At 73.8% G+C, this 25308-nt stretch carries 25 protein-coding genes, 2 tRNA genes and 3 pseudogenes; 17 read left to right on the top strand and 13 right to left on the bottom strand.

Annotation, left to right across the window (positions count from 1 at the left end; genetic code table 11):
- Nucleotides 1-29: 29 nt before the first annotated feature.
- The gene (locus OG937_33500; protein ID WUD76256.1) at nucleotides 30-860 is read right to left on the bottom strand and encodes an isocitrate lyase/phosphoenolpyruvate mutase family protein; all 831 of its coding nucleotides are present in this window, start codon (nucleotides 858-860) and stop codon (nucleotides 30-32) included.
- Nucleotides 857-1582 (bottom strand): winged helix-turn-helix domain-containing protein, encoded by a 726-nt coding sequence (locus tag OG937_33495; protein WUD76255.1) that lies wholly within the window; start codon nucleotides 1580-1582, stop codon nucleotides 857-859. The genes OG937_33500 and OG937_33495 overlap by 4 nt, the downstream gene beginning before the upstream one ends.
- Nucleotides 1583-1716: 134 nt before the next feature.
- On the opposite strand from OG937_33495, the gene OG937_33490 reads away from it, so the two are divergent.
- From OG937_33490 to OG937_33440, 11 genes and pseudogenes are all read left to right on the top strand, one after another.
- Nucleotides 1717-2103: a GntR family transcriptional regulator gene (locus OG937_33490; GenBank protein ID WUD76254.1), complete on the top strand. Its 387-nt coding sequence runs from the start codon at nucleotides 1717-1719 to the stop codon at nucleotides 2101-2103.
- Complete coding sequence (locus tag OG937_33485) at nucleotides 2100-3017, top strand: ABC transporter ATP-binding protein (GenBank protein ID WUD76253.1); 918 nt, start codon at nucleotides 2100-2102, stop codon at nucleotides 3015-3017. The genes OG937_33490 and OG937_33485 overlap by 4 nt, the downstream gene beginning before the upstream one ends.
- On the top strand, nucleotides 3014-3889 hold the full coding sequence (locus OG937_33480; GenBank protein WUD76252.1) for a hypothetical protein: 876 nt from the start codon (nucleotides 3014-3016) through the stop codon (nucleotides 3887-3889). The genes OG937_33485 and OG937_33480 overlap by 4 nt, the downstream gene beginning before the upstream one ends.
- Nucleotides 3890-3943: 54 nt before the next feature.
- Nucleotides 3944-4711 (top strand): purine-nucleoside phosphorylase, encoded by a 768-nt coding sequence (locus tag OG937_33475; protein WUD76251.1) that lies wholly within the window; start codon nucleotides 3944-3946, stop codon nucleotides 4709-4711.
- Nucleotides 4708-6027 carry an amidohydrolase gene (locus OG937_33470; GenBank protein WUD76250.1) on the top strand — a complete coding sequence of 440 codons (1320 nt, stop codon included), beginning with the start codon at nucleotides 4708-4710 and terminating at the stop codon, nucleotides 6025-6027. The genes OG937_33475 and OG937_33470 overlap by 4 nt, the downstream gene beginning before the upstream one ends.
- A complete protein-coding gene (locus tag OG937_33465; protein ID WUD76249.1) occupies nucleotides 6024-6647 on the top strand; it encodes a sulfite oxidase-like oxidoreductase in 624 nt (207 codons plus the stop codon). Before OG937_33470 ends, OG937_33465 begins: the two co-directional genes overlap by 4 nt.
- A complete protein-coding gene (locus OG937_33460) occupies nucleotides 6640-7401 on the top strand; it encodes a ferredoxin reductase (GenBank protein ID WUD76248.1) in 762 nt (253 codons plus the stop codon). Before OG937_33465 ends, OG937_33460 begins: the two co-directional genes overlap by 8 nt.
- 65 nt (nucleotides 7402-7466) lie before the next feature.
- Nucleotides 7467-7540, top strand: a tRNA-Pro gene (locus tag OG937_33455).
- Nucleotides 7541-7713: 173 nt separating this feature from the next.
- On the top strand, nucleotides 7714-8385 hold the full coding sequence (locus OG937_33450; GenBank protein ID WUD76247.1) for a FadR family transcriptional regulator: 672 nt from the start codon (nucleotides 7714-7716) through the stop codon (nucleotides 8383-8385).
- A gap of 97 nt (nucleotides 8386-8482) precedes the next feature.
- Entirely contained in the window at nucleotides 8483-9523 is a 1041-nt protein-coding gene (locus tag OG937_33445; GenBank protein ID WUD76246.1) for a glycoside hydrolase family 18 protein, read from the top strand.
- A 150-nt stretch (nucleotides 9524-9673) separates the two neighbouring features.
- Nucleotides 9674-10510: pseudogene (locus OG937_33440) on the top strand (PAC2 family protein).
- Nucleotides 10511-10734: 224 nt separating this feature from the next.
- On the opposite strand, the gene mshC reads toward OG937_33440, so the two are convergent.
- The 4 genes from mshC to OG937_33420 all read right to left on the bottom strand — a co-directional run bounded on the left by mshC (nucleotide 10735) and on the right by OG937_33420 (nucleotide 14183).
- A complete protein-coding gene (gene mshC / locus OG937_33435) occupies nucleotides 10735-11964 on the bottom strand; it encodes a cysteine--1-D-myo-inosityl 2-amino-2-deoxy-alpha-D-glucopyranoside ligase (GenBank protein ID WUD76245.1) in 1230 nt (409 codons plus the stop codon).
- Nucleotides 11965-12035: 71 nt separating this feature from the next.
- Nucleotides 12036-12872 (bottom strand): SCO1664 family protein, encoded by an 837-nt coding sequence (locus OG937_33430; GenBank protein WUD76244.1) that lies wholly within the window; start codon nucleotides 12870-12872, stop codon nucleotides 12036-12038.
- A complete protein-coding gene (locus OG937_33425) occupies nucleotides 12830-13426 on the bottom strand; it encodes a DUF3090 domain-containing protein (GenBank protein ID WUD76243.1) in 597 nt (198 codons plus the stop codon). Before OG937_33425 ends, OG937_33430 begins: the two co-directional genes overlap by 43 nt.
- Nucleotides 13427-13484: 58 nt before the next feature.
- A complete protein-coding gene (locus OG937_33420; GenBank protein WUD76242.1) occupies nucleotides 13485-14183 on the bottom strand; it encodes an MSMEG_4193 family putative phosphomutase in 699 nt (232 codons plus the stop codon).
- A gap of 64 nt (nucleotides 14184-14247) precedes the next feature.
- On the opposite strand from OG937_33420, the gene corA reads away from it, so the two are divergent.
- Entirely contained in the window at nucleotides 14248-15249 is a 1002-nt protein-coding gene (gene corA, locus OG937_33415) for a magnesium/cobalt transporter CorA (GenBank protein ID WUD76241.1), read from the top strand.
- A 48-nt stretch (nucleotides 15250-15297) separates the two neighbouring features.
- Here the strand turns inward: corA and OG937_33410 are convergent, their stop codons facing one another.
- Nucleotides 15298-16086: a ferritin-like domain-containing protein gene (locus OG937_33410; GenBank protein WUD76240.1), complete on the bottom strand. Its 789-nt coding sequence runs from the start codon at nucleotides 16084-16086 to the stop codon at nucleotides 15298-15300.
- Between the two features lie 274 nt (nucleotides 16087-16360).
- On the opposite strand from OG937_33410, the gene OG937_33405 reads away from it, so the two are divergent.
- Entirely contained in the window at nucleotides 16361-16966 is a 606-nt protein-coding gene (locus OG937_33405) for a hypothetical protein (protein WUD76239.1), read from the top strand.
- Nucleotides 16967-17000: 34 nt separating this feature from the next.
- Here OG937_33405 and OG937_33400 read toward each other — a convergent pair whose 3' ends face one another.
- Nucleotides 17001-18053: an LLM class F420-dependent oxidoreductase gene (locus OG937_33400; protein ID WUD76238.1), complete on the bottom strand. Its 1053-nt coding sequence runs from the start codon at nucleotides 18051-18053 to the stop codon at nucleotides 17001-17003.
- A gap of 126 nt (nucleotides 18054-18179) precedes the next feature.
- Here OG937_33400 and OG937_33395 point away from each other — a divergent pair, with 126 nt between their 5' ends.
- Nucleotides 18180-19160: an aldo/keto reductase gene (locus OG937_33395; GenBank protein ID WUD76237.1), complete on the top strand. Its 981-nt coding sequence runs from the start codon at nucleotides 18180-18182 to the stop codon at nucleotides 19158-19160.
- Nucleotides 19161-19200: 40 nt separating this feature from the next.
- The gene (locus OG937_33390; GenBank protein WUD76236.1) at nucleotides 19201-21225 is read left to right on the top strand and encodes an ATP-binding domain-containing protein; all 2025 of its coding nucleotides are present in this window, start codon (nucleotides 19201-19203) and stop codon (nucleotides 21223-21225) included.
- 58 nt (nucleotides 21226-21283) lie between these two features.
- Here the strand turns inward: OG937_33390 and OG937_33385 are convergent, their stop codons facing one another.
- Nucleotides 21284-21895 (bottom strand): hypothetical protein, encoded by a 612-nt coding sequence (locus OG937_33385; GenBank protein WUD76235.1) that lies wholly within the window; start codon nucleotides 21893-21895, stop codon nucleotides 21284-21286.
- Between the two features lie 47 nt (nucleotides 21896-21942).
- Between OG937_33385 and OG937_33380 the strand changes: the two genes are divergently transcribed.
- The gene (locus OG937_33380) at nucleotides 21943-22131 is read left to right on the top strand and encodes a DUF5703 family protein (GenBank protein ID WUD76234.1); all 189 of its coding nucleotides are present in this window, start codon (nucleotides 21943-21945) and stop codon (nucleotides 22129-22131) included.
- 366 nt (nucleotides 22132-22497) lie between these two features.
- On the opposite strand, the pseudogene OG937_33375 reads toward OG937_33380, so the two are convergent.
- The 4 genes and pseudogenes from OG937_33375 to OG937_33360 form a co-directional block, all read right to left on the bottom strand.
- A pseudogene (locus tag OG937_33375) lies at nucleotides 22498-22682 on the bottom strand (chaplin).
- Between the two features lie 184 nt (nucleotides 22683-22866).
- Nucleotides 22867-23103: pseudogene (locus tag OG937_33370) on the bottom strand (chaplin).
- Between the two features lie 189 nt (nucleotides 23104-23292).
- On the bottom strand, nucleotides 23293-23526 hold the full coding sequence (locus OG937_33365) for a chaplin (protein WUD76233.1): 234 nt from the start codon (nucleotides 23524-23526) through the stop codon (nucleotides 23293-23295).
- A 141-nt stretch (nucleotides 23527-23667) separates the two neighbouring features.
- On the bottom strand, nucleotides 23668-24996 hold the full coding sequence (locus OG937_33360) for a M20/M25/M40 family metallo-hydrolase (GenBank protein WUD76232.1): 1329 nt from the start codon (nucleotides 24994-24996) through the stop codon (nucleotides 23668-23670).
- 173 nt (nucleotides 24997-25169) lie between these two features.
- On the opposite strand from OG937_33360, the gene OG937_33355 reads away from it, so the two are divergent.
- A tRNA-Leu gene (locus tag OG937_33355) sits at nucleotides 25170-25257 on the top strand.
- Nucleotides 25258-25308: the final 51 nt, after the last annotated feature.

Here is a 25308-nt window from a genome sequence, read left to right as displayed (position 1 = left end):
CCCCGGGGTGAGCGGCAGGACCTCCGCGCTCACCCCGGACGCCCGGGCCGCCGCGTTTCCACCGGGGCGTAGGCGGCCGCGAGGTCCTGGGCGTCGGCGTACGAGGGCAGTCCCGCCGGGAGCGGTGTGCCACGCTCGGCGTGCCCGGCGGTCTCCACCGCGGCGTGGAGCGCGGCACGGAAGAGCAGCGAGCCGGTGCTGACCCGGCTCACCCCGAGTGCGGCCAGTCGCGGCAGTCCGGGGCCGCCCTGCGGGAGCAGGACGTTGAGCGGGGCACCGAGGTCGGCCGCGAGCGCGGCGATGACGCTCTCGTCCGCCAGGCCGGGCACGAAGATCCCGTCGGCGCTGGCGGCGAGGTAGGCGGCGGCACGGCGGCGGGTCTCGTCCTGCGGGTCCTCCCCGGCGGTGCCGAGCCAGTAGGTGTCGGTGCGGGCGTTGACGAAGAGCCCGGGGGCGGTGCGTTTGACCGCGGCGATGAGCTCGCACTGCGCGGCCGGGTCGGTGAGGCCCGCTCCGCCGGGGCGGCCGTCCTCGATGTTGACGCCCGCGACGCCCAGCCGTTCGAGGCCTGCGGCGAGTTCGGCGACGTCCTCCGGCGTGGAGCCGAAGCCCCCCTCGATGTCGACGCTGACCAGGACGGGCAGCCGGACGAGGTCGCGGGCGAGCCACAGGGTCGTCTCGCGGGTGGCGCCGGCCGCGTCCGGCAGTCCCGCCGCGGCGGCGACGCCCAGGCTGGTGGTGCCGATCGCGGGGAAGCCGCGGGCGGCGAGTGCGGCCGCGGAGGCGCGGTCCCAGGCATTGGGCAGGAAGAGCGGGCGCCCGGCCCGGTGGAGGGCGCGGAAGGCCTCGAAGCGGTTCATGCGGTGGGTGCCTCCAGGGCGTCGGGCGCGATGCCCAGGTGGGTGTGGAGGGCCGTGCGGCCCCGCGCGGTGAGCTTCACGGCGCGACCGCTGCCGATGCGCACGCACCAGCCGGACGCGAGGGCGTGCCCGCACAGCGCGGCCCCGGCGACGCCCGCCAGGTGCGGGCGGCGCTCCGTCCAGTCCAGGCAGGGCCGGGCGAGCGGACGGCGGCCGGTGCGTGCGGCGGCCAGGTCGACGCCGAGCCCGGTGAACCACTCCACGCCCTCGTCGGTGAGGGCGAAGCCGGTGCTCTGCCGGAGCAGTCCGCGGTCGGTCATGGCGTCCGTGACGAGGATGCCCAGGCGTCCCGCAAGGTGGTCGTAGCAGGTCCGGGCGCGGGCCATGGCGCTCCCGGCACCCGCCTGCCCGAGGGTGCGGGGCGCGGCGGGCGGCGGCCCGGCGTGCGCGGCGAGGTCCTCGACGAGCTGCGCGGTACGGGCGTCGGCGAGGCGTACGTAACGGTGGCGGCCCTGGCGTTCCTCGGTGAGCAGTCCGCCCGCGACGAGCCGGCCGAGGTGCTCGCTGGCGGTCGAGGGCGCCACTCCCGCGTGGCGGGCCAGCTCGCCCGCGGTCCAGGCCCGGCCGTCGAGCAGCGCCAGGCACATCGCCGCCCGCGTCTCGTCGGCGAGCAGCGCCGCGAGGGCGGCGAGGGCACTTCCCGAGTGGTCGTCTCGCACCATGTCCCCAGCATGGCCCCCGGACGTTTCGGTGCACGCCGAAGCGTCCGGGCCGGCCGCCGCCGTCCGCGGCTTGACAGGACGTCAGTCCAGGCCCCACCCTTTCACCACTTGCTTAGTGAAAGGGTGTTTCGCGCATGGTCGAGTTCCGCATCGACCGCCGCAGCGGTGTCGCCACGTACCTCCAGATCGTCCAGCAGACCAAACAGGCCCTGCGGCTGGGCCTGCTGGAGCCCGGCGACCGGCTGCCGACGGCCCGCGAGGTCGTCGAGGCGACCGCCGTCAACCCCAACACCGTGCTCAAGGCCTACCGCGAACTGGAGCGCGAGGGCCTGGTGGAGGCGCGCCGGGGCCTGGGCACCTTCGTCCAGAAGTCGCTGGGCGCCGGCCCGGCCGACTCGCCGCTCGCGGGCGAACTGACCGACTGGATGCGGCGCGCGCGTGCCACCGGGCTCGACCGCGAGGACGCCGCGGCGCTGTTCCACTCCGTGCTCGACCAGGAGTTCTCCGAGGGGGAGAAATGAATCAGGAAGCGGCCGCCGTCGAGGCGGCCGGGCTCGGTCTGCGGTACGCGTGGGGACGGGACCCCGTCCTGCGGGACTGTTCCTTCCGGCTGCCGGCCGGCCGGATCTGCGCGCTCGTCGGACCCAACGGCGCGGGCAAGTCGACACTGCTCGCGCTGGCCGCGGGACTGCTGCGGCCCACCGAGGGGGAGCTGCGCGTGTGCGGTACGACCCCCGGCGCGGCCCGCACGCGGCTCGCCTACGTCGCCCAGGACAAGCCGCTCCACCCGCAGCTCACCGTGGCGGCGACGCTGCGGCTCGGCGCCGAGCTCAACCCGGGCCACTGGGACCGGGAGACCGCCGAACGCGTCGCGTACGGCGGCGGCCTGACGCCCCGCGACCGCGTCCGCGCCCTGTCGGGAGGCCAGCGCACCCGCGTCGCGCTCGCCCTGGCCCTGGGCAAGCGCGCCGAACTGCTGCTCCTGGACGAGCCGATGGCCGACCTCGACCCGCTCTCCCGCCACGAGCTGACCGGCGCCCTCATGGCCACGGCGGCCGAGCGTGGTACGACCATCGTGATCTCCTCGCACGTCGTCGCCGAACTCGACGGCGTCTGCGACCACCTGCTGCTCCTCGGCGAGGGCCGGGTCCGGCTGGCCGGCGACACCGACGACCTGCTGGCCGCGCACCGCCGGGTCACCGGCACCGGCGGGGACTTCGGCCCCCACACCGTCGTCGAGGAACACGTCAACGGGCGCGGACGCACCGCGCTGGTCCGCCCCGCCGGAGCGCTGGAGGACGGCGGCGACCGGCTCGTGGAGGAGCCCACCCTCGAGGAGCTGGTCCTCGCCCATCTGCGCAACCCCGGGGCGCCCGCCCTGCTCACCGCCGACGCCACGCCCGCACCCGTGTCCCGCCAGGAGGCCGTCGTATGACCGCCGTCGCCCCATCGCCGCGCCCGCCCGTCCTGCCAGGCCTGACCTGGTCGGTGGTGCGCCTGCACCGCACGGCGCTGTGGCTGTGGAGCGCCTTCGTGGCGGCCGGATCCGGCTGGCTCCTTCGCGCCCTGTGGCTGAGCGCGGGGGACCCGCGGTACGACCCCGCCTGCGCCCCGCGCTGCGTCGACCCGGAACCGTTCGACGCCTACATCCCCCTCCACCTGCAGGGCCGCGTGATGGCGCTCCTTCCGCTCGCGGTCGCGGTGTTCGCCGGTGGCGCCCTTGTCGGCCGGGAACTGGAGCGGGGGACCGCCGCGCTCGCCTGGGTCCAGTCGGTCACCCCCACGCGCTGGCTCGCCGCCAAGCTCGCCGTACCGGCCCTGCTGCTGACCGGCGGCACGACCGGCCTGACGCTGCTCTTCCGGTGGGTGTGGAGCACGGGCCACCCGCAGGAGCGCCCCGGCTGGTACGAGAACGACATCTTCCTCTCCACCGGCCCGGTCCTGGTCGCGCACGTGCTGCTCGCCCTGGTTCTGGGCGCGCTGGCCGGGATGCTGATGCGGCGCACGCTCAGCGGACTGGGCCTGGCCTTCTTCGGCACCTCCCTCGTGCTCGTCACGGCGGGGCTGTACCGCTCCGCGCTGTGGCCGAAGGTCAGGACCGGCCTGTCACACCTCGATGCCGCGGACTGGACGGCGGAACGCGTGGACAAGCCCGTCGACGGCGTCGGGTTCGGGGACGCGCAGGCGCTGGTCCATCCGGCCTCGCACTACTGGCCCCTGCAGCTCGTCGAGACCGGCATCGTGCTGGCCCTGGCCGCCCTCGCCTGCTGGGCCTGCTTCGCGCTGCTCCGGCGTCGGACGGCCTGAGCCGGGGTCCTAAGGTGATCCGCACAGCATCGTCCCGCCCGGCCCGGAGGCCCGATGACCACGGATCAGCTGCCCATCTCCCGCATCCCGCGCTCCGGGCTGCCCGCGCACGCGGTCGTCGTGGGCGACCCGGCGCGCGCGGCGGAGGTGGCCTCCCTGCTCACGGACCCGCGTGAGGTGTCGCACCACCGCGAGTACCGCACCTTCGCCGGCGCCTGGAAGGGCACCCCCGTCGTGGTGTCCTCGCACGGGGTCGGCGGGCCGGGGGCGATGTGCCTGTTCCAGGAGCTGGCGGACGCCGGCGTCCGTACCATCCTGCGCCTCGGGACGGCGGGCGCCATCCGCGCCGGGATAGGGGACGGCGACCTGGTGATCGCCGAGGCCGCTGTGCGGGACGACGGGGTCACCCAGCAGTTGCTGCCGCCGGAGTACCCGGCGTTCGCGGCGCCGGAGGCGGTGCTGGCGCTGCAGCGGGCGGCACGGGCGGCGGGGGCGCCGCACCACCGGGGCGTGGTGTGGACGCGTGCGGCCTTCCAGCCGGGTTTCCTGCCGCTGCCCGGCGCGGCGTACGCGGCGGCCGGGATCGCCGCGATCGAGATGGAGCTGTCGGCCCTGCTGGTGCTGGCCTCGACGCGCGGCCTGGTGGCCGGCGGCGCGCTCGTCGTCGACGGTGCCAACGCCGACGACCTGGTCGACGTGGAGGCCACCGGCGGCTACGACCCGCACCGGGCGGTGGTCGCCGAGGGGGTCGCCCGCGGCAGCCGGGTAACGTTGGACGCCTTGCATCTGCTGGCCACCGAGTACGGAAGCGACGAGAAGTGAGCGCTCAGGACGCCGATCTGCTGGTGCACGGCGGCGATGTGCTGACCGTCGACGCGGCGGGCACCGTCGTGCCCGGCGGCGCGGTCGCCGTCCGGGACGGCGAGATCCTCGCCGTGGGACCGACGGCGCAGGTGCGCGCGGCGTACCGGGCCGCCGAGGAGATCGACGCCTCGGGGTGCCTGGTGCTCCCCGGGCTGGTCAACACGCACACCCACCTGGCGATGACCCTGCTGCGGGGCTGCGCCGACGACGTCGACCTGCAGGAGTTCCTGGCCCGGGTGATCCCCCGCGAGGCCGAGCTGCTGTCGCCGCGGGCGGTGGCCGCGGGGGTGCGGGTGGCCGTGGCGGAGAGCGTACGGGCCGGGGTCACCACGGGCCTGGACATGTACTGGTTCCACGAGGCCGCCGAGGAGGCCGCGCGGGCGGCGGGCTGGCGGCTGCTGGCCGGTCCGACCTTCATGGACGTGCCCGGGCCGCCGGACGGCCGCCCGTACGGCGACCGCATGGCCTGGGCCGCGGCCGACCTGGCCGCGCGGACCGCCCCCATGCCGGGCACCCGCCCGGTGGTCTTCGCGCACAGCGCCTACACCCTCGACCCCGAGCAGCTCGTCGCGATCACCTCGCTCGCCCGCGAGCACGGCGCGCTGCTGCACGTCCACGCGGCGGAGAACGCGGCCGAGGTCGCGATGGTGGCCGGGGCGCACGGCAAGCGGCCGGTCGAGCTGCTGGACTCCCTCGGTGTCCTCGGGCCCGACGTGCTGCTGGCGCACGCCGTGGACCTGACCGACGACGAGATCGCCGCCCTGGCCAGGACCGGCACGTCCGTCGCGCACTGCCCGGTCTCCAACCTGAAGCTGGGCTGCGGCATCGCCCGCGTCCCGGAGCTGCTGGCCGCCGGGGTCACCGTGGGCCTCGGCACCGACGGTGTGGTGAGCTCCAACACCCTCGACGTCCTGGGCGCGGTGCGGACCGCCGCGCTGGTGCACAAGGCCGCCGGCGACCCGACCGCCGTCGGCGCGGAACAGGCGGTGCGGATGGCGACGATCGAGGCCGCCCGCGCGCTGGGCCTCGCCGACCACCTCGGCTCCCTCGAGCCGGGCAAGCGCGCCGACCTGGCCGTCCTCGACCTCGGCGGGCCGCACCTCACGCCGCGCCACGACCCCTGGTCGATGCTGGCGTACGCGGCCGCGGCCGCGGACGTACGGGACACCGTCGTCGACGGCCGGGTCCTCATGCGCGACCGTGTGCTGCTCACCCTCGACGAACCGGCCGCGCTGCGCGAGTTGGAGGAACTCGAGCTGGAGCACCCCGCATGACCTCGGCCGTCGAACCCACCCGCGGCTTCAGCGGGCGCAGCCGCGCCGCCGACCGCGACCCGCGGCTGCCGCCCGGCCAGTACGACGCCCGCGACACGTGGCCGGTCCTGTCCGCCGAGGTCACGCCCACGATCGCGGCCGGGGACTGGACGTTCCGGGTGGACGGGCTGGTGGACCGCCCGCACACCTGGGACTGGGACGCGGCCCACGCGCTGCCCGGCTCCGAGTACCGGGGCGACATCCACTGCGTGACCGGCTGGTCCAAGTTCGGCGTGCGCTTCGGAGGGGTGCCGGTCGACGCCTTCCTTGAGGCCGCGCGCCCCTCCCCCGCCGCCACCCACGTCGTCGCCTGGTCCCACACCGGCTACGCCGCCAACCTGCCGCTCGCGGACGTCACCGGCGGCCGCGCCTGGATCGTCTGGGAGTACGACGGGGCGCCGCTCGCCCCCGAGCACGGCGGCCCGGCCCGGCTGATCGTCCCGCACCTGTACTTCTGGAAGAGCACCAAGTGGATCGCGGGCCTGAGCCTGCTCGACCACGACGAGTCGGGCTTCTGGGAGCAGAACGGCTACCACCACCGGGGCGACCCCTGGCAGGAGCAGCGCTACGCCCATGACTGACCTCGCCACCCCCGCGCCCGCCCCGGCGTTCGTCCCGCCGGCCCGGTTCGCCGTGCCCGGCCGCATCGCGGTCCCCGAGGCCGCCTCCTCGGTCTGGCGGCGCGCGGTGATCACGCAGATCCGCCGCGAGACCCCGCGCACGTCCACCTTCCGACTCGCGGTGCCCGGCTGGGCGGGCCATCTGCCCGGCCAGTACCTGACGCTGCGCCTCACGGCCCCCGACGGCTACACGGCGCAGCGCAACTACTCGGTCGCCTCCGCCCCCGACGGTTCGGGCCACATCGAGCTGACCCTGGACCACGTGGCCGGCGGCGAGGTGTCCGGGCACCTGCACACCGTCGCCCGGCCGGGCGACTCCGTCGAGGTCCGCGGCCCGCACAGCGGCTTCTTCGCCTGGACGGGGGACCATCCGGCGCTGCTGCTGGGCGCCGGATCGGGGGTGGTCCCGCTGATGTCGATGGTGCGCCACCGCCGGCTGCGCGGCCTCGACGTGCCGCTGCGGCTGATCGTCTCGGCCCGCACCCGCGAGGACCTGATCTACGCCGCCGAGTACGGCCCGGAGACGACCGTGCTGCTCACCCGCGCCGAGGGCCGCCTCACCGCCGCCCACCTGGCCCCGCACCTCGCGGAGCCGCCGCCGGGCGGCTGGGAGGCGTACGTCTGCGGCGGCAACGGTTTCGCCGAGCACGCCTCGCGTCTGCTGGCCGCCGCCGGACAGCCGCTGGACCGGATCCGCATCGAGCGATTCGGCTGATCAGCGAGGTTCGGGTATCCTCCTCTGTACGTGATCTTCCGGGGCGGCGCCCCGGGGAACGTCACCGGGACGTGGCGCAGCTTGGTAGCGCACTTGACTGGGGGTCAAGGGGTCGCAGGTTCAAATCCTGTCGTCCCGACGGTGATTTCGCAGGCCAAAGGCCGTGTCCGCAGCAGCGGGCACGGCTTTTCGGCGTTCCGCGGGACGGGCGTCGCGGGAGCAGCGGATCAGACCTCCGCAGAAGGCCCCGGCTCTCGGGCCGTGCGGGCATAATGGCCCGATACATCGGATGTCCGGGGAGGCGAGGGGCTCATGGCGGTCACCGACGAGGCGATCGAGAAGATCAAGGGGATGATCGTCTCCGGCGCGCTGCGGCCCGGCGACCGGCTCCCCAAGGAGAGCGAACTGGCCGCGGAGCTCGGGCTGTCGCGCAATTCCCTGCGCGAGGCGGTCCGCGCGCTGTCCCTGATCAGGATCCTGGACGTGCGGCAGGGCGACGGCACCTACGTCACCAGCCTGGACCCGCAGTTGCTGCTGGAGGCGCTGAGTTTCGTGGTGGACTTCCACCGCGACGACACCGTCCTGGAGTTCCTCGCGGTGCGCCGCATCCTGGAGCCCGCGGCCACGGCGATGGCGGCGGCGCGCATCGCCGAGTCCCAGCTGGACGTGCTGACCGAGCAGTTGGAGGCGCTGGGGACGGCACCGTCGGTGGAGGAGCTGGTCGCGTGCGACCTGGAGTTCCACCGCGGCATCGTCCAGGCCTCGGGCAACTCGGTGCTGTGCTCCCTGCTGGACGGGCTGTCCGGGCCGACCACGCGGGCCCGGATCTGGCGCGGGCTGACGCAGGAGGACGCGGTGAGCCGCACCCTGCACGAGCACCGCGCGATCCTGGCGGCCCTGCGGGACCGGGACGCGGAGGCGGCGCGGTCCTGGGCGACGGTGCACGTCGCGAGCGTGGAGCAGTGGCTGCGGTCCACGCTCTGAGGCCCGGCGGGTCCCCGCGGGATCCCACCGGCGGGCGAACCGCCCCGAGCCTGGGTGCGTCCGGTCATTCGTCAGAGTGATCGAAAAGAGGGATCGGATGAATCCACGCCCCCGGCTGCGCCTGCGCCGCCCCTCGGCCCGTACGCTGCGCCGCGGCGCGCTGCTGGTCGTCCTCGCCGTCCTGCTCCCGGTGCTCGCCGCCGGGGTCGCCCTGCGCCTGGAGTACACCGGCGACCCCTCCGGCGCCGGCGCCGACCGTGACCGGAACGCGGTGTGGCTCGGGCACGCCTGGGTCGACGGCAGCCGCGACGACGCCGACCTCGAGACGCTGGCCCGGGAGTTGCGCGGCAGCGGCACCCGGGACCTGTACGTGCACACCGGGCCCCTGGAGTTCGACGGCCGCCTCGACGCGGGCCTCTACCCGGAGGCACGGGACATGATCCGCCGGATGCACACCGCGCTGCCCGGGGTGCGCGTCCAGGCGTGGCTCGGCCAGGTCCTGTCGCACGACGGTTCCGAGGGCCTGCACCTGGACGACGCGGCGACCCGCGCCCGGGTACGGGACAGCGCGGCCCAGGTCCTGGCGGCCGGGTTCGACGGGGTCCACCTGGACCTGGAGCCGATGTACTCCGACGACGAGGGCTTCCTCTCGCTGCTGGACTCGGTGCACCGGCTCACCGCCGCCCGCGGCGTGCCGCTGTCGGTGGCGACGCACCAGATCGACCCGCTGCCCTCCCTGCACTCGGTGAGCGGCCCCCTGTTCCACCACCCCAAGTGGTGGTCGCAGCGGTACTTCGGGCAGGTGGCCCGGCGCGTGGACCAGGTCGCGATGATGACCTACGACACCGCCCTCCCCCTGGAGAGCCTCTACGGAGGCTACGTGGCCCAGCAGACCGCCCTCGCCCTGGAGGTGACGCCGCCGGGCACCGACCTGCTCGTGGGCCTGCCCGGGTACCACACGAACAACCTGGGCCGGCACGCCTGGGCGGAGACGGTCACGGCCGCCGTGCGCGGCGCCCGGCTCGGCCTCGCCCGCGAGGCGCCCGCCCGCGAGCGCTTCGGTCTCGCCCTGTACGTCGACTTCGCCGCCACGCCGGCGGACTGGGCCGCGTACCGCTCGGCGTGGAGCGGTGGCTGACCGGACGCGTACGTCGGATGACTCTGGGGATCATCCCCCTACGAAGGCGGCGGCACCTGTCTCACGAAGCCGTAGGCTGGTGCAGCACGCGAAGGAACGGCAGCCGGCGGGGGTGGCACCATCCCCCTTCCGGCCGGAAGGAGGCGCTGGGTGATCGAGCTCGAGGGGGTTCCCGAGCTGATCGACCCGGTCATGGTGGCCGCGTTCGAGGGCTGGAACGACGCCGGGGACGCCGCCTCCGCCGCGGTCGGGCATCTGGACCGGGAGTTCAAGGGCGAGGTGTTCGCCGCGCTGGACGCCGAGGACTACTACGACTTCCAGGTCAACCGCCCCACGGTCTGGATGGACGGCGGCACGCGACGGATCACCTGGCCCACCACGCGGCTGTCCGTCATCCGCATCGAGACCCCCAAGCCACGCGACCTCGTCCTCGTACGGGGCATCGAGCCCAGCATGCGCTGGCGCTCTTTCTGCAACGAGATCCTGGGCTTCGCCCATGAGCTCGGCATCGAGATGGTGGTGGTGATGGGCGCCCTCCTGGGCGACACCCCGCACACCCGTCCGGTGCCGGTCACGGCCGTCACCTCCGACCCGGACCTGGCGACCGCGCTCAGCCTGGAGGAGTCCCGCTACGAGGGCCCCACCGGCATCGTCGGCATCCTCCAGGAGGCCTGCACCCACGCCGGCATCCCGGCGGTGAGCCTGTGGGCCGCCGTGCCGCACTACGTGTCGCAGCCGCCGAACCCGAAGGCGACGCTGGCGCTGCTCAACCGCCTGGAGGACCTGCTGGACCTGCGCATCCCGCTCGGCGAGCTGCCGGAGGACGCGCGTGCCTGGCAGGTCGGCGTGGACCAGCTCGCGGCCGAGGACAGCGAGGTCGCCGAGTACGTCCAGACGCTGGAGGAGGCCCGCGACACCGCGGAGCTGCCGGAGGCCTCGGGCGAGGCCATCGCCCGCGAGTTCGAGCGCTACCTGCGGCGCCGCGACCCGCAGTCGGGCGAGTCCGACGCGGGCCCCTACCTGCGGGACATGTCGCAGAAGCCCAAGGACGACCGGGAAGAGAAGGAGGACGGCGCCGACGGGGAGTGACCCGACCGGCACGTCATGGGATGACACGGCCCGGCCGCCGCCCCGCACAGGGGGCGGCGGCCGGGCCGTGTCCGTTCGTCAGGGGAGCCGGTGAACCGGTGGGCCGGGCGGCTCCCGCGGCGTCAGAGCGCGACGCCGAGCAGGGCGTCCACCGCGCGGGAGACCAGACCGGGGGCACCGGTGTCCGTGCCGCCCTCGGCTTCCTGCCGGGCGGCCCAGCGGTCCACGGCGGCGAGCGCGGCGGGGGCGTCCAGGTCGTCGGCGAGCGCCTCGCGGATCTCCTCCAGCAGCGCCTCGGCCGGCGGGCCGTCGGGCCGCGAGACGGCGGCGCGCCAGCGGGCCAGCCGCTCCACCGCGTCGGCGAGCACGGCGTCGGTCCACTCCCAGTCCTCGCGGTAGTGGTGGGCCAGCAGGCTGAGCCGTATGGCCGCCGCGTCCACCCCGTCGCGGCGCAGCTGGGAGACGAAGACGAGGTTGCCCTTGGACTTGGACATCTTCTCGCCGTGCAGCGCCACCATGCCGGCGTGCACGTAGGCCTTCGCCATGGGGAACTCGCCGGTGAGCACCTGGGCGTGCGAGGCGCCCATCTCGTGGTGCGGGAAGGCGAGGTCGGAGCCGCCGCCCTGCACGTCGAAGCCCATGCCGAGGTGGTCCAGGGCGATGGCGACGCACTCGATGTGCCAGCCGGGGCGGCCCCGGCCCAGGCTGCCGCCGTCCCAGCTGGGCTCCCCCTCGCGGGCGGCGAGCCACAGCACGGGGTCGACGGGGTTCTTCTTGCCCGGGCGGTCCGGGTCGCCGCCGCGTTCGGCCGACAGGACGCGCATGGCGGCCGCGTCGAGGCGGGAGACGCTGCCGAAGTGCGGGTCGGAGTCGACGTGGAAGTAGATGTCGCCGTCCAGCTCGTAGGCCGCGCCGGCCTCGCGCAGCCGCTCGACCAGCGGGACGATCCCCGGGATGGCCTCGACGGCGCCGATGTAGTGGGCGGGCGGCAGCATCCGCAGCGCGGTCATGTCCTCGCGGAACAGGGTGGTCTCGCGCTCGGCGAGGGCCGTCCAGTCCTCGCCGGTCTTGTCGGCCCGCTCCAGCAGCGGGTCGTCGACGTCGGTGACGTTCTGGACGTAGTGGACCTGGCGCTTCGTGTCCAGCCACACGCGCTGCACGAGGTCGAACGCGTTGTAGGTGGCCGCGTGACCCATGTGGGTGGCGTCGTAGGGGGTGATCCCGCACACGTAGATGCGGGCGACCGGACCGGGGCTCAGGGTTACCGGGCCACCGGTCGCGGTGTCGTGGAGGCGGAGGTCGCGCCCGGTGCCCGGGAGGGCAGGGACGTCGGAAGCGGGCCAGGCATGCATGTCATGAGATTAACCGCCCGCGTGATCCACAAACGAACGGTGGGTCCGCCCGGGACGTCCGGCCCCGATGTTCAGATGGGCGGCCAGGGGATCGCGGGCCACTCCCCCGAGGGCTCGGGATGACGTCCGGAGCCCAGCAGCGCGGCGACGCGGGCCCGCAGGGCGTCGAGCTCGGCAGGCGTGATGAGCTCGGCCAGCCGTGCCCCGAGGCCCCCGTCGGCGAGCTCCGCGGAGAGCTTGCCGAGGACCTCGGCGATCTCGTCGGTGAGCGGCTCGCCGGCCCAGCCCCACAGGAGGGTGCGCAGCTTGTTCTCCGTGTTGAAGGTCACGCCGTGGTCGATGGCGTACAGCTGCCCGTCGGCGGCCGGCAGCAGGTGGCCGCCCTTGCGGTCGGCGTTGTTGATCACGGCGTCCAGGACGGCCAGCCGGCGCAGCCGGGTGTCGTCGGCGTGCACCAGCAGCGCGGTGCGGCCCTCGCCCACCTCGGCGAAGCCGACGGCCTTCCAGCCGTCGCCGGGTTCGTCCCCCTCGACGAGGGCGAGGAGCCCTTCGCCGGCCTCCTCGGGGGTCTCGATCCACAGCTGCACCATGCCCTCGCCGTACGGACCGTCCCGCAGCACGGTCGGCGGCACCAGGCCCCAGCCGGTGGCCTCGGAGACCAGGTAGGCGGCGACCTCGCGCTGCGCGAGCGTCCCGTCGGGGAAGTCCCACAGCGGCCGCTCGCCCGCCACCGGCTTGTACACGCAGTGGGCGCGCACGCCCTCGTGCTCGACCGCGCAGTAGAGCACCGCGTTGGAGGCGTCGCGCAGCCGCCCGCGCACGGTCAGTTCTCCGTGCGCGAGCAGCTCGGCGGCTATGTCCCCGCTCAGGCCGTCGCCGACCGCCGGTACCCGTTCTGACGCGGGCATACGTGTCCTTCCGGGTCCAGGGGCAGGCTGCACAGCGGGCAGGGCGGGCGGCCGGCCGCGACGACGTCGAGAGCGCGCTTGGCGAAGGAGCGGGCCTGGGCGCCGGTCAGGCGCACCCGCAGCAGCGGCGGGCCGTTCTCCTCGTCCTGCAGGAGCATCTCCTCGGCGGCCTCGAGGTCGTCCTCGTCCTCGGCCTCGATCTCGACCAGCGCCTGGGCCTCCAGGATCATCCGTTCCTCGGCGCCGTCCCAGGCCAGGGCCATGGTGCCGACCCGGAACTCCTCCTCGACGGGGACCTCGAGCGGCCTGTTGTCGAGCAGCTCCGTGGGGGCCACGGCGGGTACGGGGGCGGAACCGCCGGTGCGGCGCACGACCTCGTCCAGCAGCTCGTCGATGCGCTCGGCAAGTGCCTCGACCTGGGTCTTCTCCAGCGCAACGCTGGTCGTCCGGCCGGCGGCGCTCGCCTGCAGGAAGAAGGTGCGTTGGCCCGGTTGGCCTACGGTGCCGGCGACGAAGCGTTCGGGCTTGTCGTAGAGGAACACCTGACGAGGCACGTCCTGCTCCGTTTTCTCGGTGTCTTCGGGGTCCGGTCCACCCTACTGCGGAAGCTGATCACGGTGCGCCCGCACCGCCTCCGACCTCCGCGTCGCCCGGGGCCGTGGTGGGCCGCTCCCTCGGGCGCAGGCTTTCCAGGCTGCCGGTGTCGCCGAGCCGGAGCAGGAAGGGCCGCTCCGGGGTGTAGCGGATCGCGGTGACCGAGCAGGGGTCGACGGCGATGCGCTGGAAGAGGTCCAGGTGCATGCCGAGGGCGTCGGCGACGACGGACTTGATGATGTCGCCGTGGGAGCACATCACGTAGAGGGCGTCGGGTCCGTGGGTCTCCTCGATGCGGGCGTTCCACTCGCGCACCGCGTCGACCGCGCGGGCCTGCATGGCGCGCACCGACTCGCCCCCCTCGCCGGGGAAGACGGCGGCCGAGGGGTAGCGCTGCACCACGCCCCACAGCGGCTCGTCGGCCAGCTCGGCGATCTTGCGGCCGCTCCAGTCGCCGTAGGCGCACTCCGAGATGCGCTCCTCGACGTGGAGCGGCACGTCGGGCAGCGCGTCCAGGAGCGGCTGCAGGGTCTCCCGGCACCGCTGCAGCGGGCTGGTGACCACGGCGGACGGCGGCAGTCCGGCCAACCGGGCGGCCAGCGCGGCGGCCTGGTCACGTCCGGTCTCGTCAAGGGCGACTCCGGGGAGCCGTCCGGCCAGCACTTTCTCCGCGTTGGCGGTGGACCGGCCGTGCCGGACCAGGATCACGGTGGGCATGACCGCCACCATACGACCCCGGGTTGTCCGGTGTGGCGCCGACGTAACGCGGAAGAAGACAGGTGTGATCGTCGACTGCGCCATTTACCGCGACGGGGAGCGCACCTCGGCCCCCGACGACCTCTCCGACGCGCTGGACGCGGCGCGGGCGACCGACGGGGCGTTCGTGTGGATCGGCCTGTACGAGCCGACGGAGAAGGAGTTCGACCTCGTCAGCCGCGAGTTCGGGCTGCACCCGCTGGCCGTGGAGGACGCGCTCTGCGCCCACCAGCGGCCCAAGCTGGAGGTGTACGAGGGCTCGCTCTTCCTGGTGCTCAAACCGGTCTCGTACGACGACGAGCGGGACACGGTCTCCGCGGGCGAGCTGATGATCTTCGTCGGGGAGGGCTTCGTCGTCACCGTGCGCCACGGCGAGGCGGTCGCACCGGGTGAGATCCGGCACCGCCTGGAGGCGGAGCACGAGGTCCTCAAGCACGGGCCGACCGCGGTGATGTACGCCATCAGCGACACCGTGGTCGACGACTACATGGTGGTCGCGGCCGATCTCCAGGCCGACCTGGAGGACCTGGAGACGGAGGTCTTCGCCCCGGAGGTCCGCAGGTCCGTCGCGCGCCAGGGCGCCGAGAGCACGGCGAGCCGGATCTACGGGTTCAAGCGCCAGCTGCTGGAGTTCCGGCGGGCGACCGCGCCCCTGATGCAGCCGATGATCCGGCTCTCGGCGGGCACGGTGCCGCACGTGGCGCCCAGCACCCAGCCCTTCTTCCGCGACGTGGCCGACCACCTGACCCGGGCCAACGAGCTGGTGGACAGCCTCGACCGGCTGCTCAGCGACGTGCTGAGCTCCCATCTGACCCAGGTCGGGGTGCGGCAGAACGACGACATGCGCAAGATCTCGGCGTGGGCCGCCATGGCGGCGGTGCCCACCATGATCGCGGGCATCTACGGCATGAACTTCCGGTACATGCCCGAACTCCACCAGGTGTGGGGGTATCCCGCGGTCCTGGCGGTCATCGCCGTGTCCGAGATCCTGCTGTACCGGACGTTCAAACGGCACGGCTGGCTCTGAGCGGTCTCCCGGCCCCACGCGGGTGCGGGCGAGGGGCCGGGAGGCGGCTCAGACCGCCGGTTCGGCCGCGGGTTCGGGGCCGCCGAGGGCGTCGAGGCGCTGGGGCATGGCGAGCCTGACCATCCGCCGCCAGCCGCCCAGGCGTTCGTAGGCGTACGCCCCGTGGATCCCGGCCCGCAGCACCGCGGCCTTCGCCCCGGACCAGCCGAGGATCCGGCCCATGTGGTCCATGACGGCGAGGCTGACGTCGCGGTAGATGCGGATCTCGGCGTGGGCGCACTCGCGCAGGACCTGCTGGATGGCCGCGCCGTGGCCGGCGTGGGCGAAGCGCAGCAGTTCCTCGTGGCAGTAGGCGAGGTGGTTGTCCTCGTCGGCGGAGATCATGCGGACCGCCCTGCCGATGTCGGGGTGGTCCGTGAAGTACCTGGTGAGCAGGGCCATCTGCTCGGAGGCACGCTGCTCGGTGACCCGGCTGTGGGCGAGGTAGGTGACGATGTCCCGCACGGTCAGGGGCTCGTCGCGGCGCAGCTTGTCGTGGGCGAGGCCGATGCCGCCGCGTTCGAGGAGCACGGTGTAGTCGGTGTCCGGGGGGACCGGGACGGGTTCGAGGCCGCGCTTGCGCATCAGGGCGTGGAAGATCCGGCCGTGCTTGTCCTCGTCGGCGCCGTGCCGGGCGATCTTGGGGGCCAGTTCACGCTGGGACTCGGGGACCAGTGCGGCGATCCTGCCGTTCTCCCAGCCGCCCTGCGACTCACCGCTGGCGGCGATCGAGCAGAACAGCCGGAAGGAGTCGTCGTTGTCGAGGATCTCCTGGAACAGACTCCGGGCGGAGAGCATGACGTACCTCCTGCGCGAATCGGGCATACGCAAAAGAAAAGTCAAGTCGCCCGCAAAGCATGAGGCAACAGGCCCGGGCGTCAACTCGGCCGAACGGATGAGAGCCGTCCGGCACCGGGCACGTAACCCCTGGCCCTTCCGAGCGTTGTGTTTGATGACGGCCGTGGCGGGGAAGACCCCCGAGCCCCCACCACGGCCGCGGAAACCGAGGGGCCCCGCCGCCGGCCGAAGTGCCCGTGATTTCATAGCCCCTCGGAGGGGTCACGACCAAGTCATGTTCAGCAAGGCGACGCGCAGCCGGACGACGGCACGCCCCGGAGGCCCGGCGGGCTCGGACTGGGCCCCTTACGCGCGCCTGGACGACGCGGCCCGCGCCTACTTCCTCCACGCGGACGTGGCCCTCGAGGCGATCGACGGCGTCCTGGGCCGGCGGCGGGTCCGCGGTTTCACCCTCGAACGCGTCGTCGACCTGACGGAGGCCGGCACCTCGGTGTGGCAGGAGGCCGCGGTCTGCGACGGCCGGCGGCTCATCCTGTGGCACAGCGAGGAGGTCGCCGACGAGGACGCGCCGGGTGGACGGGTGCTGGACTCCTCCGTGCAGGTGCTGCCCCTGGATTCGATCGGCCACGTCGGCATGCGCACCCTGGTCGGCCGCGACGAGCAGGGCCGGCGGATCGACCGCGGCGTCTTCGTGGTGCTGGCCACCGCCATGCCGCAGGAACTGAGCGCGGTGCTCGGTGACGCCGACGGCGGCGTCACCTCGGCCCGCTTCCGGCCGGAGGCCTTCCGGTTCAGCAAGTCCCTCGACGACGGCGGGCCCGGCCAGATAACGCGCCTGATCGCCTTCGGGCGGATGATGGGGCGCCTGGTCCCGGGCTGAGCCGGGACCGGCGCCGAGGGACCGGCGCCCTCCCCTACCCGGCGAGTCCGGCGCGCTCCAGCGCCTCCACGCCCGCGCGCAGCGCCGCGACCCGCTCGTCGAGGGTGAACCCGGCCGGGGCCAGGGTCAGCGTGGTGACGCCGGCGGCCGCGTAGGCCTGCATCCGGTCGGCGATCCGCTCCACGGAGCCCAGCAGGGTGGTGGAGTCGATGAGTTCGCGCGGGATCGCGGCGGCGGCGCCCTCCTTGTCGCCGGACAGGTACTTGTCCTGGATCTCGGCGGCCTCCTTCTCGTACCCCATGCGCTGCGCGAGCTGGTTGTAGAAGTTCTGCTTGCGGCTGCCCATCCCGCCCACGTACAGGGCGGTGTAGGGGCGGAAGAGGTCGGCCAGCGCGTCCACGTCCTCGCCGACGGCGAGCGGCACGGTCGGGCAGACGTCGAAGCCGTCCATGGTCTTCCCCGCCTTCTCGCGGCCCGCCCGGATGTGGCGGAGCGCGGTGTCCTCCAGGTGGGCGGCGGAGGGGAAGATCAGCAGCGCGCCGTCGGCGATCTCACCGGTCTGCTCAAGGTTCTTGGGGCCGATCGCGGCGATGTACAGCGGGATGTGCTCGCGCACCGGGTGCACGGTCAGCTTCAGCGCCTTGCCGGGGCCGCCGGGCAGCGGCAGCGTCCAGTGCTCGCCCTCGTGGCTCAGCCGCTCCCGCGACATCGCCTTGCGGACGATCTCGACGTACTCGCGCGTGCGCGCCAGCGGCTTGTCGAACTTCACGCCGTACCAGCCCTCGGAGACCTGCGGGCCGGAGACGCCCAGGCCCAGCCGGAAGCGGCCGCCGGACAGGGAGTCGAGGGTGGCGGCGGTCATCGCCGTCATCGCGGGCGTACGGGCCGGGATCTGGAAGATGGCCGAGCCGACGTCGATGCGCTCGGTCTGCGCGGCGACCCAGGACAGCACGGTGGGCGCGTCGGAACCGTAGGCCTCGGCCGCCCAGCACACGGAGTAGCCGAGGCGGTCGGCCTCCTGCGCCACGGCGAGGTTGTCGGCGTCCATCCCGGCGCCCCAGTAGCCGAGGTTGATCCCGAGCCGCATGGCGATCCCCTTACCGATGAGTAACGTCGTTGTTCCCCGGACCTTATCGCCCCGGGCGCGCGCCGGCGCCTGTCGGGTACGTCACTCCTGCCCAAAGGTCCCGGACGACCAGTAATCTCACCCCTCATGGAGCAAAGGCACCTCGGCCGTACGGGACTGCGCGTGTCCCGGCTCGGGCTCGGCACGCTGACCTGGGGGCGCGACACCGGCGAACTCGACGCCGCCGACCAGCTCAAGGCCTTCTGGGAGGCCGGGGGCACGCTCGTGGACACCGCCGACGTCTACGGGGACGGCGGCGCCGAGTACCTCCTCGGCCGGCTGGTCGAGGACCTGGTGCCCCGCTCGGACCTGGTGATCGCCACCAAGGCCGGCAGCGTGCCCGACCCCTACCGCCGCTTCGACGCCTCGCGCGGCCACCTGCTCGCCGCCCTGGACGCCTCCCTGCAGCGGCTCGGCACGGACTACGTCGACCTGTGGCAGGTGCACGCGTACGACACGACCACCCCGCTGGACGAGACGCTGCAGGCCCTCGACCTCGCCGTGAGCTCCGGCCGTGCCCGCTACGTCGGGGTGTCCAACTTCTGCGGCTGGCAGCTGGCCAAGGCGGCCACCTGGCAGCAGGCCGTGCCGACGCGCACACCACTGGCCAGCACGCAGATGGAGTACTCGCTGCTGCAGCGCGGCATCGAGCGCGAGGTGCTGCCCGCCGCGCTGGACCTGGGGGTGGGGCTGCTGCCGTCCTCACCGCTCGGACGCGGGGTGCTGACCGGCAAGTACCGGCACGGGACCCCGCTGGACTCCCGCGGCGGCTCCGAGGACATGGCGCCCTTCGTCGCCCCCTACCTGGACGAGACGGCCCGGCTCATCGTGGACGCGCTGGCCATAGCGGCCGACGGGCTGGCCGCCAGCCCGCTGCAGGTGGCGCTCGCCTGGGTGCGTGACCGTCCCGGCGTCACCGCGCCGATCGTCGGGGCGCGCAACGCCCAGCAGCTCGCTGCGGCGTTGTCAGTGGAGACCCTTAGTCTTCCGGATGAGATCTGCCAGGCGCTGGACGACGTCTCTGCGCCGGTGCACCGCTATCCGGACCACGACTGGAGCACGCTGTGATCGGGCCCCGACCGTAGTCCGCCGTACAACGGAGGCCATCGTGACCGAGGACCGCGACGACCACGACCGCGAGGACCGCGCCGAGCCCGAGGGCGCCGCCGGCGAGGAGACCCCGGCTCCCCGGCGGCCCCGGCCCTCGACCGAGGGCGTCGGTGCACAGCTCCCCGCCGAACTCACGGACCTGGCCGCCGCGGTGCGGGCGATCGAACGCGGCGAGCGCCCCGCGGCGCCCGTGAAGAGTGGCGGGCCCGCCCGTCCCGCGGCGTCGCCGCCCGCGGCCGCGCCCTCCCCCGCCCCGGCGCCGGCCCCGGTGGCGCGGCCCGTGCTGCCCGCGCAGCTCAGCGGGGACGCCGTGGCGGCCGCGCGGACGGTGCTCGCGGCGGGCGGGGCACCGGAGAGCCTCGCCGAGGCCGCCGTGGCGGCGCTGGGCGAGCGGGCCGGGGAGGCGTTGCGCGAGGACCCGTGGCAGGTGCTGGCGCTCGCCGGGGTCCGGGTGGACCAGGCCGACGGCTTCGCCAAGGCGCTGCTCGGCGGCGAGGGCGGCCCCGACGACGAGCGGCGGGTGCGCGCGCTGGTCGTCTGGCTGCTGGAACGGGCAGCCGAGCGGGGTCACACCGCGCTCGAGTGGGCCACGCTCGGTGCGGCGCTCGGGCAGAACGGGGTCACCGACGCCGAGGAGACCCTGAAGGCCGCCGTCGCGGACGGCCTGGTGCTGGTCTTCCACGTCCCGGACGAGAGCGCCGGTGCCCGTCCGGCGGCCGACGAGGAGGACGAGGAGGCGCCGGTGCGGCTGCTCCTCGGCCTGGACCGCTACGCGCTCGCCGAGGAGAGCCTCGCGGACGGCCTGAGCAGGCTCCTCAACACCTTCGACGCGGACGAGTCGCAGGACTGGGAGGGCGCGGCGGGCGCGGCCCCGTCCCCGTCCGCCGCGGCGCTGGTCCGGGCGGTCGCCGGGAGCGGGCTGGTCGCCCACACCGGCGCGGAGGCGGCCCGTGCGGAACCGGCGGCGCTGGTGGCGGCCGCCCGGTCACTGGGGCTGCGGGCCTGGGCCGTCGCGGCCACCGAGGACGGCAGGCGGCGGCTGGCCGGGTCCGTGGACGCGGAGGCGACCGCCACCCTCGCCGGGCTGCTGGCGGGCCACGAGGGCCCCGGCCGGGACGAGGACGGCGCGCTGGCGCTGGACCTGCTGGCGGTGCTGGACGCGCCCCAGCTCGACGTGGAGACGGCCGCGACCCTGGTGGAATCCGTGCCCGACGGGGCGCGCCTGGTGCTCTCCGGGGACCCGGCGGTGCTGTGGTCCGCGGGCCCCGGCCGGGTCTTCTCCGACCTGCTGGCGGCGAAGGTGTGCCCGCAGGTCGCCTCGCGCACGCCCGACCCCGGCCCCATCGGCGAGCTGGTCTCCGGGATCGGCTTCGGCGAGCTGGCCACCGTCGACGCCCCCGGGAAGGAGGTCGTGATCGTCCCGGTGCGGGACGCCGGCGAGGCCGTGCACCGCACGGTCCAGCTCGTCGCGGACTCCGTGCCCCGGGCCATCGGCGTGCCCCCGGAGCAGACCCAGGTGATCACCCCGGGGCACGGCGGCGCCGCCGGCACCCGGGCGCTCAACGCCGCGCTCAAGGAGCGTCTCAACCCCGGGCCCGGCCGCTTCGGCGGCTTCGACCCGGGCGACCGGATCGTGCACGCCCCCGTCCCCGGGACGGCCGTGCCGGGCACCGTCGTCTCCGCCGACACGGAGGGGCTGCGGCTCGACTGCGGGGGGACGCCCGTGGTGGTCGCGCCCGACGCAGTGACCGCCCAGGTGCGGCACGGCTGGGCGGTCACGGCGCACCAGGCGGCGGGCCGCCGCTGGCCGGCCGCCGTCGTCGTCCTGCCGGGGGACGCCGCCCCGGCCCTGACCCGGGCCTGGATCTACACCGCCTTCAGCCGCGGGGAGCGCCATCTGTCCGTGGTGCAGGGCGTCGACCAGGCGCTCCCCCACGCGGTGGCGGAGGTTCCCGCCCGGGACCGGACCACACGCCTGCGGGACATCCTGCGCGAGCAGGCGGCCGCCGCCGCGGCGGAGTGATCCGCCGCCCGGGCCCGGGCGGCTCCCCCGGGCCCGGGCGAGCCGCGCCCGCGCCCGGTCAGGCCAGCCGGTCGAGTTCGTCCGCGTCTGCGTCGTCGTAGACCGCGCTGACGTCGAGGCGGAAGAGCAGATGCCGCGGGTCCGCCTGGTCGAAGGGCGCGGCGAGCCACTCGCCCGGCTCGGCGGGCTCCGCCGCGGTGACCCAGAGCGTGGAGTCGCCCTCCTCCAGGCCGAACTCCTTGTGGCGCTCGGCGATCTCGTCGGGCTCGTACTCCCCGAAGAGGGCACCCACCGCCGTGCCGATGTCCCCGCCCTCGGCCGCGGCGGTCTCGGAGATCCCTTCCGCCTGCCTGCGCAGCCGCTGCGGGTCGGCCACGGTGTAGTCCCGGCGGATCAGGACGCTGATCGCGCCCGGTTCACCGGGGCCGGAGTAGTCGGGGAGGGTGTCCCCGAGCGGCACCTCGAAGGGGGTGACCTCGTCGTAGGTGTCGTAGAGCAGCTCGTCGTAGGCCTCGGCGGCCGAGGCGAGGCCCTCGAAGGCCTGGTAGACCGCGGGATCGTCCTCCCCGGTGCGGTTCTCGATCGCGTCCAGGTGGCGGTCCAGCGCGGCTTTCACCGCCTCGACGGCGGCTCGTACCTCGGCAACGGTGGACTGCGCGGCATCAGACATGCAGAAGACGCTATCCGTACCGAGGCGCTCCCCGCACAATAGATGCGATGCCTGAATACGAATTCAGAGATGTGTACGTGCCACGGGGAGTCTCCCGCAAGGAGGCTCATCGCCTGCTGACCGACCACGCCGAGTACGGTCACTGGGAGCTCGACCGGCTCCGCCTCTACCCGGACGGCAGCCGCAGGGTGCGGCTGCGCCGCCGGATCATCCGGCAGATACGCGCCACCTGGTGAGGTCGCCGACACGCCGAACGGGGCCCCGCGAACCGCGGGGCCCCGCTCGAAGGGGTGAGACCGGAAGGCTCAGTTCCTGACCGCGCGGGCGCGGCGGAAGAGCACCGCGCCGCCCAGCAGGAGACCGGCGCTGGTCAGCAGGCCCGTGGCGATGTCGCCGGCACCGGTGCGGGCCAGGGACGGACCGCCGCCGTGGCCCATGGACTGCGGCTGGTTGCCACCGCCACCGCCGCCGCCACCGCCGCCCTTGCCACCGCCGCCCTTGCCACCACCGTTGTTCTCGTTGCCCGGCTTGTGGCGGTTGCCGTGGTGCTCGGGCTTGTGGTGGTGGCCCTTGCCCTTGCCGCCGTGGTGGTAGCCACCGGTGTTGACGCAGGCGTTGCCCGTCGCCGGGTTCAGGATCCCGATGACGTCGATCGTGTTGCCGCAGACGTTGACCGGGATGTTGATCGGCGCCTGGATCACGTTGCCGGACAGGACGCCCGGAGAGCCGACCGCTGCGGCGCGCGCCGAGGCGCCGCCACCGTGACCGTAGCCGTAGCCGTCGTCACCGCTGTGGCCCTTGCCGTAGCCCTTGCCGCCGCCCTGGCCGTAGCCCTTGCTGCCGCCGTGGCCCTTGCCGCCGTCCTTGTCGCGGTAGCTGCCGCTGTCCTTCTTGCCGTAGCCCCCGCTCTCCTTCTTCCCGTAGCCCTTGCCCTGGCCGTAGCCGTGGCCCTTGCCCTGGTCGATGGAGCCGTTGACGCAGGTGTTGCCCGCCGCCGAGTTGAGGAGCCCGACGACGTTGACGGTGTTGCCACAGGCGTTGATCGGAATGTTCACCGGCGCCTGGATGGTGTTGCCGGACAGAACGCCCGGAGAACCGGCGGCGACCCCGGACGCGTGGGAGTCCGCGTAGGCCATACCGCCGGTGACGGCGAGCACGCCGCCTGTCGCGACTGCGGTGAGCAGCCCCTTTTTCGCGACTTGTCGCATTGAATGTCCCTGCCTCTTGCTTTTCCGATACGGAAACCGGCGGACAATCGCCCGCCGGGGGAATGAATGACCCCCCGGGGCCGGATAACCGGTGTCCCACCCCTAGCCGGTGCGGCGGCCCCGGAACGCGGAGATGGCGCATCCGGGACCGCCGGGATCAGGCCTGCAGCGATGCGGCCCGCCGCGGCGTCAGTTGTTGAAGCAGGCGTTACCCAGGGCCGGGTTCAGCAGCCCCACGATGTTGATCGTGTTGCCGCACAGGTTGACCGGGATGTTGACGGGCACCTGGATCACATTGCCGGAGAGGACCCCCGGGGAACCGACAGCGGCGGCCTGAGCGCCGGAGTCGGCGACGGCCACGCCGGCACCCGCAGCCACGAGCCCTCCGGTGACAGCGGCAGCAGCGACGACCTTCTTGATCATTTTTCCTCCTTGTTGGCAAAACGGCCCCGACCTCGGACCGCACACGAACCAACGACTCGGAAGAAGGCGCGCTACTGCCGCCGGGATTCATTCACTCTTTTCGGCTAAGCAGCAAGAAATGTCGATAATGCGAGCGTCGTTTCAGCAGTTCGCGAGGAACCGGTCGAGAACACGGACGCCGAACTTCAGTCCGTCGACCGGTACCCGCTCATCCACGCCGTGGAACATTCCGGCGAAATCGAGCTCCGGCGGCAGCTGCAGCGGGGCGAATCCGAAGCAGCGGATCCCCAGGTCGTCGAAGGACTTGGCGTCGGTCCCGCCGGACAGGCAGTACGGCACCGCGCGGGCGATCGGGTCCTCGGCCTTCAGCGCCGCCTGCATGGCGTCGACCAGGGCGCCGTCGAAGCTGGTCTCCAGCGCCTTGTCGGAGTGCACGTCCTCGCGCTTCACCCGGGGGCCGAGGATCCGGTCGACGTCGGCCAGGAACTCCTCCTCGTGCCCGGGCAGGAAGCGGCCGTCGACGTGCGCGGTCGCCTGGCCGGGGATGACGTTCACCTTGTAGCCGGCGCCCAGCATCGTGGGGGCCGCGGTGTTGCGCAGCGTGGCCCCGATGATCTTGGCGATGCCGCCGAGCTTGGCGAGCGTGGTCTCCATGTCCTCGGGGTCGAGCTCGGTACCGAGGGCGTCGCCCAGCTCGTCCAGGAAACCGCGCACGGACTTGGTCACCCGCACCGGGAACTCGTGCCGGCCGAGCCGGCCGACCGCCTCGCAGAGCTCGGTGATGGCGTTGTCGGTGTTGGTCATGGACCCGTGGCCGGCGGTGCCGTCCACGGTCAGCCGCATCCAGTGCATGCCCTTCTGGGCGGTCTCGATCAGGTACAGGCGCACGTCCTCGTTGACGGTGAAGGAGAAGCCGCCCACCTCGCCGATGGCCTCGGTCACGCCCTCGAAGAGCCCGGGGTGCCGGTCGACCAGGTGCCGCGCCCCGTAGACGCCGCCCGCCTCCTCGTCGGCGAGGAAGGCCAGCACGATGTCGCGGGGCGGACGGCGGCCGCTGCGCAGCATGTCGCGCACGACGGCCAGGGTCATCGCGTCCATGTCCTTCATGTCGACCGCGCCGCGCCCCCACACGCACCCGTCGGCGATCTCGCCGGAGAAGGGGTGGTGGGTCCAGTCGTCCGCGTTCGCGGGCACGACGTCGGTGTGGCCGTGGATCAGCAGGGCCGGACGGGAGGGGTCCTCGCCGGCGATGCGGGCGACGGTGGAGGCCCGCCCCTTGTGCGACTCGAAGATCTGCGGCTCCAGGCCGACCTCGGCGAGCTTCTCCGCCACGTACTCGGCGGCGGCCCGCTCACCCGGCCCGGAGTGGTCGCCGTAGTTGCTGGTGTCGATCCGGATGAGGTCGCGGCAGAGGTCGACGACCTCGTCCTCTCCGGTGGTCGTACGGGCGGCCGAGTTCGACTCACTCACGCTGTCTCCTTCGTTCGTCGGTCACGGCCATCCTCCCCCGCGCCCTCCGCGGCCCGCGAGGGCCCCGGGCAGGCCGTCACGCTCCCGTCACGGGAAGCGTGTGATCGGGGACCTCCGGATGTTTGCTATTGTTTTCCACGTCGCCGGGCCGAGTGCCGGGCGGCGAACACCTTGTCCGGGTGGCGGAATGGCAGACGCGCTAGCTTGAGGTGCTAGTGCCCTTTATCGGGCGTGGGGGTTCAAGTCCCCCCTCGGACACCACGTAGACGCCTGTGGGCGGTACCACCGGAGACCGGTGGTACCGCCCACAGG

Origin of the sequence: Streptomyces sp. NBC_00510 (genome assembly GCA_036013505.1) — a bacterium.
GTDB lineage: Bacteria > Actinomycetota > Actinomycetes > Streptomycetales > Streptomycetaceae > Actinacidiphila.
Note: the sequence above shows the minus strand (reverse complement) of the source record. Positions and strands in the feature narration are given on the sequence as shown.